Origin of the sequence: Jatrophihabitans sp. (assembly GCF_036388195.1) — a bacterium.
Classification (GTDB): Bacteria; Actinomycetota; Actinomycetes; order Mycobacteriales; family Jatrophihabitantaceae; genus Jatrophihabitans_A.
Genome location: NZ_DASVSG010000093.1, coordinates 1 through 8,457 on the forward strand (window position 1 = coordinate 1; position 8,457 = coordinate 8,457).

8 protein-coding genes are annotated in these 8,457 nt (G+C 72.4%); 2 read left to right on the top strand and 6 right to left on the bottom strand.

What is annotated here, in order from left to right; genetic code table 11:
- Together VF612_RS09990 and VF612_RS09995 are read left to right on the top strand one after the other, a co-directional pair.
- A partial coding sequence (locus VF612_RS09990; protein WP_422653743.1) for an Lhr family ATP-dependent helicase occupies positions 1–3,053 on the top strand: 3,053 nt, incomplete at its 5' end.
- 5 nt (positions 3,054–3,058) lie between these two features.
- Positions 3,059–3,853, top strand: a complete 795-nt coding sequence (locus tag VF612_RS09995) for a DNA-formamidopyrimidine glycosylase family protein (protein ID WP_408659703.1) — start codon at positions 3,059–3,061, stop codon at positions 3,851–3,853.
- Between the two features lie 71 nt (positions 3,854–3,924).
- Here VF612_RS09995 and VF612_RS10000 read toward each other — a convergent pair whose 3' ends face one another.
- The 6 genes from VF612_RS10000 to VF612_RS10025 form a co-directional block, all read right to left on the bottom strand.
- Positions 3,925–4,767, bottom strand: a complete 843-nt coding sequence (locus VF612_RS10000) for a PspA/IM30 family protein (protein WP_408659708.1) — start codon at positions 4,765–4,767, stop codon at positions 3,925–3,927.
- Positions 4,768–4,864: 97 nt separating this feature from the next.
- Positions 4,865–5,830, bottom strand: coding sequence for a TetR/AcrR family transcriptional regulator (locus VF612_RS10005; protein WP_408659704.1), 966 nt, complete (start codon positions 5,828–5,830; stop codon positions 4,865–4,867).
- 139 nt (positions 5,831–5,969) lie between these two features.
- Positions 5,970–6,323: a helix-turn-helix domain-containing protein gene (locus VF612_RS10010; RefSeq protein WP_408659705.1), complete on the bottom strand. Its 354-nt coding sequence runs from the start codon at positions 6,321–6,323 to the stop codon at positions 5,970–5,972.
- A gap of 153 nt (positions 6,324–6,476) precedes the next feature.
- Positions 6,477–6,974, bottom strand: a complete 498-nt coding sequence (locus VF612_RS10015; RefSeq protein ID WP_408659709.1) for a CinA family protein — start codon at positions 6,972–6,974, stop codon at positions 6,477–6,479.
- Positions 6,975–7,066: 92 nt separating this feature from the next.
- Positions 7,067–7,669, bottom strand: coding sequence for a CDP-diacylglycerol--glycerol-3-phosphate 3-phosphatidyltransferase (gene pgsA, locus VF612_RS10020; RefSeq protein ID WP_408659706.1), 603 nt, complete (start codon positions 7,667–7,669; stop codon positions 7,067–7,069).
- Positions 7,666–8,457, bottom strand: a 792-nt coding sequence (locus VF612_RS10025) for a radical SAM protein (RefSeq protein ID WP_408659707.1), incomplete at its 5' end; no start/stop codon positions are given. The genes VF612_RS10025 and pgsA, both read right to left, overlap by 4 nt.

Below are 8,457 nucleotides of genomic sequence, written 5' to 3' on the forward strand. Positions count from 1 at the left end.
CCCAGCGGCTGGCGGTCACCAGCGGGGGGACGATCCCCGACCGGGGCCTGTTCGGGGTCTTCCTCGTCGGCGACAAGGCGAGCAGGGTCGGAGAGCTCGACGAGGAGATGGTCTACGAGTCCCGGGTCGGTGAGGTGTTCCTGCTCGGGTCCTCGTCCTGGCGGATCGAGGACATCACCCACGATCGGGTCCTGGTCAGCCCCGCGCCCGGGCAGGCGGGCAAGATGCCGTTCTGGAAGGGCGATTCGCTGGGCCGGCCGGTCGAGCTGGGCCGGGCGCTGGGCGCGTTCGTGCGCGAGCTCGGCAGCGCCGCCCAGCCCGAGGCGCTCCAGCGCGCCCGCACCGCCGGCCTGGACGAGTGGGCCGCGGCCAACCTGGTCGGCTACCTCACCGAACAGCGAGCGGCCACCGGCCACCTGCCCACCGACCGGACGATCGTCGTGGAGCGGTTCCGCGACGAGCTCGGTGACTGGCGGCTGGTCATCCATTCCCCGTTCGGCGCCCCGGTCAACGCGCCGTGGGCGCTGGCGATCTCGGCCGCGCTGCGCGAACGGCACGGCCTGGACGTGCAGTCGATGCACTCCGACGACGGCATCGTGCTCCGGCTGCCCGACACCACCGCCGAGGCCCCCGGCACCGACATCGCGGTCTTCGACCCCGCGGAGGTCGGCGGGCTGGTCACCGGCGAGGTGACCAATTCCGCGCTGTTCGCCTCCCGGTTCCGCGAGTGCGCGGCCCGCTCGCTGCTGCTTCCCAAACGGGACCCGCGCCGGCGCGCGCCGCTGTGGCAGCAACGCCAGCGGGCCAATGCCCTGATGCAGGTGGCCCGGGACTACGGGCAGTTCCCGGTCGTGCTGGAAGCCATGCGCGAATGCCTGCAGGACGTCTATGACCTGCCGGGGCTGACCGAGCTGATGCGCCAGCTGAACAGCCGGGAGATCCGGCTGGTCGAGGTCGAGACCGCCAGCCCCTCGCCGTTCTCGCAGTCCCTGCTGTTCAGCTACGTGGGCATGTTCCTCTACGACACCGACGCGCCGCTGGCCGAGCGCCGGGCCCAGGCGCTGACCCTGGACACCTCGCTGCTGGCCGAGCTGATGGGCTCGCCGGACCTGCGCGACCTGCTCGACGAGAACGCCATCGCCGAATCGATCGCCGACGCGCAGCGGCTCAGCGAGCAACGCCAGGTGCGCGGCCCGGACCAGACCCATGACCTGCTGCGGGAGGTCGGTGACCTCAGCACCGCCGAGGCACTCGCCCGTGGCGCCACCGAAGCCGACCTGGAACAGCTGCGATCCACCCGCCGGGTGATCACCGTCCGGATCGCCGGCGAGCTGCGCTGGCTGACGATCGAGGACTCCGGCAGGGTGCGTGACGCTCTCGGCGTGGCGCTGCCGGTCGGGATCCCCGAGGCCTTCACCGAACTGGTCGCCGACCCGCTCGGGGACCTGCTGTCCCGGTATGCCCGGACGCACGGCCCGTTCGTGATCGCCGAACCGGCGGCCCGGTTGGGCCTGGGCACGGCCGTCGTCCAGGCCGGGCTGGAGCGGCTGGTCGCCACCGGGCAGGTGGTGGCCGGCGAGTTCACACCGGGCCGGACCGGGCGCGAGTACTGCGGCGCCGCCATGCTGCGCACCATCCGGCGGCGGTCGCTGGCCGCGCTGCGCAAGGAGGTGGAGCCGGCTCCGCAAGCGGTGCTGGCCCGGTTCCTGCCGGAGTGGCAGGGCGTCGGTGGCGGCCGTCGTGGCCGGGGCATCGAGGGCCTGGCCCGGGTGATCGAACAGCTGGCCGGGGTCGCGGTGCCGGCCAGCGCGTTGGAGAGCCTCGTGCTGCCGGCCCGGCTGTCGGACTACTCGCCGTCGCTGCTGGACGAGCTCACCAGCTCCGGCGAAGTGCTGTGGTGCGGAGCCGGGGCGCTGGCCGGCAACGACGGCTGGCTGACGCTGATCCCGGCGTCGGCAGCCGGGGAGCTGCTGCCCCCGGTCGCCGACATCGAGCTGACTCCGGTGCACAAGGCCGTCCTGGCCGCGCTGGACGGTGAGCAGGCGCTGTTCGTGCGGGCGATCGGCGACCGGGTCCGCGCTGAGCTGGCCGGTTCCGCTGAACCGGCCGGCGCCGCTGGGCTGGCCGGCGCCCCGGAGCGCCCCGATACCGCGGGGGTGTCCGAGGCTGACCTGATCCGCGCGATCTGGGACCTGGCGTTCGCAGGACTGCTCACCAACGACACGCTGGCGCCGGTGCGCGCCCGGCTCGGTGGCGGCCGTACCGCGCATGCCCGGCGCCCGGCCGCTCCCCGAGCCAGGTACGGCCGTTTCAACCTGGCCGGAGCCGCGCTGGCGGCGGCCGGACGGCAACCGGTGGCCAGCCTTCCCGGGCGCTGGTCCCGGCTGCCCGACCGCAGTCCGGACGATGCCCACCGGGCGCTGCTGCGCACCGAGGTGCTGCTGGACCGCTACGGCATCCTGACCCGCGGCGAGGTGGCCGCCGAAGGGGTGACCGGCGGGTTCTCGGCGGTCTATCCGGTGCTCCGGCAGGGCGAGGATGCCGGCCGGTACCGGCGCGGCTACTTCGTCGAGGGCTTGGGCGCCGCCCAGTTCGGGCTCACCGGCGCGATCGACCGGCTGCGCAGCTTGACGACCGCCTATGAGCGGGGCGAGTCAGCCCAGTCCGAGGCGCTGGTGCTGGCAGCCACCGACCCGGCGAACCCGTACGGAGCGGCCCTGAACTGGCCGGGCCGGGTGCACCTGCCGGACCTGGAGGCCGGCAAGCGCGGTCACCAGCCCGCACGCAAGGCCGGCGCCCTGGTGGTGCTGGTGGACGGCGAATGCGTGCTGTATGTCGAGCGGGGCGGCAAGACGCTGCTGTCCTTCACCACGCAGGGGAGCCTGCTGCAGGCCGCGGCCGCGGCGCTGGCGGTCAGCGCCCGGGCCGGCTCGCTGGGCAAGCTGCACGTCGAATCGGCCGACGGCGACCCGATCGTGGCCTCGGCGCTGGGCCATGCCCTGGAACAGGCCGGCTTCCGGCCCTCGCCCCGCGGCCTGCGATTGCGGGCGTGAGCTAGGTGCCCGAGGGCGACACCATCTACATCGCCTGCCAGCGGCTGCATGCGGCCCTGGCCGGGCGGCCGGTGACCCGGTTCGACCTGCGCACCTCCGCCCTGGCGCTGGCGGATCTGACCGGCGCCACCGTCACCGAGGTGGTGCCGCGCGGCAAGCACATCCTGATGAGGTTCTCCACCGGGCAGACCCTGCACAGCCATCTCCGGATGGACGGCAGTTGGCTGGTCGGCCCGGCCACGGCACGGCCACGCGGCCGCGACTTCGAGATCCGGGCGCTGGTCGGCAACGCCGAGTGGCTGGCGACAGGGGTGCGCGTGCACGACCTCAAGCTGGTCGCCACCGCCGCCGAGCACCAGGTGGTCGGGCACCTGGGCCCGGATCTGCTGGCGCCGGACTTCGACCGCGACGAGGCGCTGCGCAGGTTCACCGGGCAACCGTCCAGGCCCATCGGGGAGGCGCTGCTCGACCAGCGGCTGGCCGCCGGGATCGGCAACGTCTACAAGAGTGAAGTGCTGTTCCTGAACAGGCTCAGCCCGTTCCTGCCGGTGGCCGAGGTGCCGGACCTCGGCGCGGTGATCGACGACTCGGCCCGTCTGCTGCGCGGCAACCTTCGCGACCACAGCCGGAGCACCACCGGGTGGCGCCAGCCCGGCCAGCAGTACTGGGTCTACGGCCGAGCCGGCAAGGGCTGCCGGCGGTGCGGCACCCGGGTGCTGCAATGCGAGCAGGGCGACGACCCGGCGACGGAGCGGATCACCTTCTACTGCCCGTCCTGCCAGGCGGTGGCGCCGGACTAGCGGCCGGAAAGCCGGGGCACGGCCAACCGCGTGTCACGCGAGCGGCCAGAACGGCCGATGAAACCGTGGGCCTACCGCTCGGTCTCGGCCCGCTCGGTCACGGTCTGGTCCGCGGTCAACGGCGGCTGGCCCTTCTCCAGCGCCTGCGGCGCGCTGTCGGTCAGGGCCGCGGCGCCAGCGCCACCACCGGTGCCGGAGCCGAGCGAGGCGCGGATCTCGGCCAGCCGGGCCTGTCCGGCCATGTTCGTGGTCGCCCTGCGGACCTCCAGCATCCGGCCCTGCACCGAATTGGTCGCCAGATCCGCCTGGCCGAGCGCGTTGGCGTAGCGGCGTTCGATCTTGTCGCGCACCTCGTCCAGCGACGGGGTATTGCCCGGAGCGGCCAGCTGGCCCATCTGGTTCAGCGCTGCCGACACCTGCTCCTGCATCTTCGCCTGCTCCAGCTGGCCGAGCAGCTTGCTGCGTTGGGCCATCTTCTCCTGCAGCGACATCGCGTTGTCCTGCACCGCCTGGCGGGCCTGCTGAGCGGCGACCATGGACTGGTCATGCAGCTGCTTGAGATTGGCAGCGGCAGCCTCGGCGGTCACCAGCTGATTGGCCAGCATCCCGGCGGTCTCTTCGAATTGGGTCGCCTTGGCCTCATCGCCGGCGGCACGCGCCTGATCGGCCAGCACGAGAGCCTGCCGCGCCTGCGCCTGAAGGTCTTCGATCTCGCCGAGCTGGCGGTCGAGCTGGAGCTCCAGTTGATGCTGGGTGCCGATGACGCGCGCAGCCTGGTTGTTCAGTCCGACGTGCTGTCGCTGAGCATCCTCGATCGCCTGCCGGATCTGGATCTCCGGGTCCGCATTCTCGTCCACCTTGGCGCCGAACCAGGCTGAGATGTAACGCCAGGCCTTGACTAAGCCGTTCGCCATCGCTGCTACGACCTTCCGGTAAGCGTTGGAGACATCCGTCCTGGTCCAGTCTGCATCATGGTCGAGGGCGCGGTCCAAAGCGGTCCGGCTGCAGCCGCTATCGGGCAGGCGGCAGGCCCGAGAGCAGGATCGCCACGTCGGCTGCGATGTCGATCTCCTCCGCCGGTGCGATGACGAACGACGAGAGCCAGCGCAGCACGGTCGGAGTGCCTGCCCGGCCAGCTCGCCGCAGCAGGTGCTCGACGGCCTGGGCCACCCGAGCCCAGCCGGGAGTGCGTACGTCCACCCGCGCCAGCACCGCCAGCGTGGTGGTGTCCTGGCCGCCGAGCGCCTCGAGCAACGGGTGCTCCGACACGGCCACCGCGGCGGTGATCAGCGCTTGGGACAGCTCCAGGTGGGCCACCGCCGACACCAGCCGGTCGATCTCGTCCAGCAGCAGGGCGGCCAGGACGTCCTCGCGGGCCCGGAAGTGGTTGTACAGCGTGGCCTTGGCAACCCCGCCCCGGGCGGCCACCTGCGCCATCGTGATCTTGGTTCCGTTCGCCTCGACGGCAGCCCGCGCGCCGTCGAGGATGGCGGCGCGGCTGCGAGCCATCGGGCCCGCCATCCGGGCCGCTGCCGTCGCGGCGGGCGTGCTGGCCCGCTTGGAGCCGCTTGTAGCCGGCTGGGAGCGGACGCCGCCGGCTGGAGAGGCCGAGTCCCCCGGTCGAGTTGCCGAGCCGCCGGACGAAGCTGGCGCGCCGCCGGACGAAGTCACCGCGCCGCCGGACGGAGCAGCTGGACCGCCGGACGGAGCAGCCGGACGAGCCGACTCCCCCACCCTGGACGGAACGGCCGAGGCCTCGGCCGGCAGGGCTGAACCGCTGGACGGCACGGCTGAACCGCTGGACGGCACGGCGGGCCGGGCCTCGGACGGCACGGCAGGGCGAGCCGCGGCGCCAGCTGCCGCAGGGCTGGCGAAGCTGGCCCGCGGCTCCGCGCGGGGCACCGGGCTGGACGTGGTGGATCGAAGCACGAAGTCGAACAGCGGGTCGGGACGTCGGGGCGAACTGTGCGTGCTCATACCCCGAAGTTAGGCGGCAGACGGGGAGGCATCGCCTAGCCACCCACCCGACACGCCCATTGTCTCGACCGTGGGATGAGAGTTACCCGCCCGCAACCGGGCTCAGCGCCGGAAACGGCGACAGGCAGTCAGGGGCAGGTCAGGCGGCGACGTTCGGCAGCGTCCGGACCTGCGGTCCTTCGGCGCCACGGGACGGGGCCGGCGTCAGCACCGGGGAGCCACGCCGAGCTCCGAGCACCATGGCGCGCTCGGCAGTCGTCTCCTGGCGACGCAAGGTGTCCGAGACCAGCAGGAACACCTCGGACAGCGGAATGTCCAACGCCTCACAGATCGCGGCAAGCAGCTCCGAGGACGGCTCCTTGTGGCCCCGCTCGATCTCGGACAGGTAGCCCAGGCTGACCCGCGCCGCGGCGGACACCTCACGGAGGGTGCGGCGCTGGCGCAGGCGGACCGCACGCAGGGTCTCGCCGACCACATGGCGGAGAACTGCCATCTCGCGATACCCCCTCGTCCACGATCACATCGTCTGCCTGAATCCCCATCGGCCGACGGGCGATCTTCTGTAATCCAATGCTAGTCCGGTCGCCAGTTCCAGCGCCGAGCCCACCAACTTATTTGCTGACAGCGAACTATTCCAGCCGCGGCGTCACAGTGCTCGGTTGACGTGGGAAACCGCTCCGGCGAGAAGTGCCACTGCTTGTTCAACGATCTGCACCCGGATCATGTTCCGGTCACCGTGCAGATTCAGCTCCGAGACCGATTCGATACCGGCGTCCGGACCGGGGCCCACCACGCTCAGGAACACCGTGCCGACCGGCTTGCCGTCCTGGGGCTCCGGTCCTGCGACCCCGGTCACCCCGACACCCCAGCTGGCCGACAGCCGCTCCCGCACGCCGCGGGCCAGCTCCAGCGCGACCTGGGGGGCGACTGCGCCCTGCTCGGCCAGCAGGCTCTCCGACACCCCGGCCAGCCGGGCCTTGAGGTCGGTGGCGTAGACCACCAGGCCGCCACGGAAGGTGGCGCTGGCCCCGGCGGTGCTGGTCAACGCCGCCGCGAGCAGGCCGCCGGTCACCGATTCGGCCACCGCCACCGTCTGCTCCTGCGCGGCCAGCATCCGGTGCACCTGCTCCAACCGGCCGGCCAGCTCCGACTCCCGGTCGGCTGGCTCGGAATCCAGGTCAGCGTCTGGCTCCCGGCCGGCCAACTCCGACTCCCGGTCAGCGTCGGATGGATCGGTCACGCCCGCACCACCCGGCGCAACCGCAGCGCCCGGGCCACGTAGTCCACGCCGGTCACGACGGTCAGCGCCACGGCGGCCGTCATCACCGCGGTGGCCGCGGCGTGCAGCGCGCCGGACAGCGGCAGCACCAGCAGGCCGATCGCCACTCCCTGCAACAGCGTCTTGACCTTGCCCCCGCGGCTGGCCGCCATCACACCGTGCCGGATCACCCAGAACCGCAGCAGCGTCACGCCGACCTCGCGGACCAGGATCACCACCGTCACCCACCAGGCCAGATCACCCAGCATCGACAGCCCAACCAGCGCGGTGCCGATCAGCGCCTTGTCCGCGATGGGGTCGGCCAGCTTGCCGAACTCGGTGACCAGGCCGCGCTTGCGCGCGATCTCGCCGTCGATCCGGTCGGTCAGGCTGGCCACCGCGAAGATCGCCCAGGCCGTCACCCGCCACCCCGGCGCATGCCCGCTGCCGTGGAACAGGGCGACGGCGAAGAACGGCACCAGCACCAGCCGCAGCATGGTCAGCCCGTTGGCGATGTTCCACGCCGACACCGTCGTCACCGGCTCGGCGAGCGGGTCGATACGCGGCTCGATACCGGTCATCGCGCCGAACCGGGAACCACGTCGGCGATCAGGTCCGCGCCGTCGTTGCCGGTGACCACCGCCTGCACCAGCAACCCCGGACGCAGCCCGACCAGCTCACCGGTCAGCCGCACCGCGCCATCGGTCTCCGGCGCCTGGTGGGCGGCCCGGCCGGTCAGCTCGCCGTCCTCGGCCGCCTCGATCAGCACCTCGACGCGCTCCCCCAGCCGGTCCTCGGCGCGCTGGTCGATCAGCTCGTTCACCAGCGACGACACCCGCTCGACCCGGGCGGCGATCGCTTGAGGATCGAGCTTGCCGTCGAACTGCTCGGCCTCGGTGCCGTCCTCGTCGGAGTATCCGAACACCCCGACCACATCGAGCCGGGCCAGGGTCAGGAAGCGTTCCAGCTCGGCCAGGTCGTCCTCGGTCTCGCCGGGGAAGCCGACGATGACGTTGCTCCGGGCGCCGGCCTGCGGCGCCAGCGCCCGGGCGCGGCAGAGCAGGTCGAGAAAGGACTCGGTCGAGCCGAACCGCTTCATCCGGCGCAGCACCTGCGGGGCGGCGTGCTGGAAGGACAGGTCGAAGTACGGCAGCACCCCGGGCGTGCCGGCGATCGCCTGCAGCAGCGAGGGCCGCAGCTCCGCGGGCTGCAGGTAGGAGACCCGCACCCACTCGATCCCCTCGATCGCAGCCAATTGCGGCAACAGCGTCTCCAGCGCCCGCAGGTCGCCCAGGTCCTTGCCGTAGGAGGTGGAGTTCTCGCTGACGAGGACCAGCTCGCGCACGCCGTGCTCGGCCAGCCACCGCGC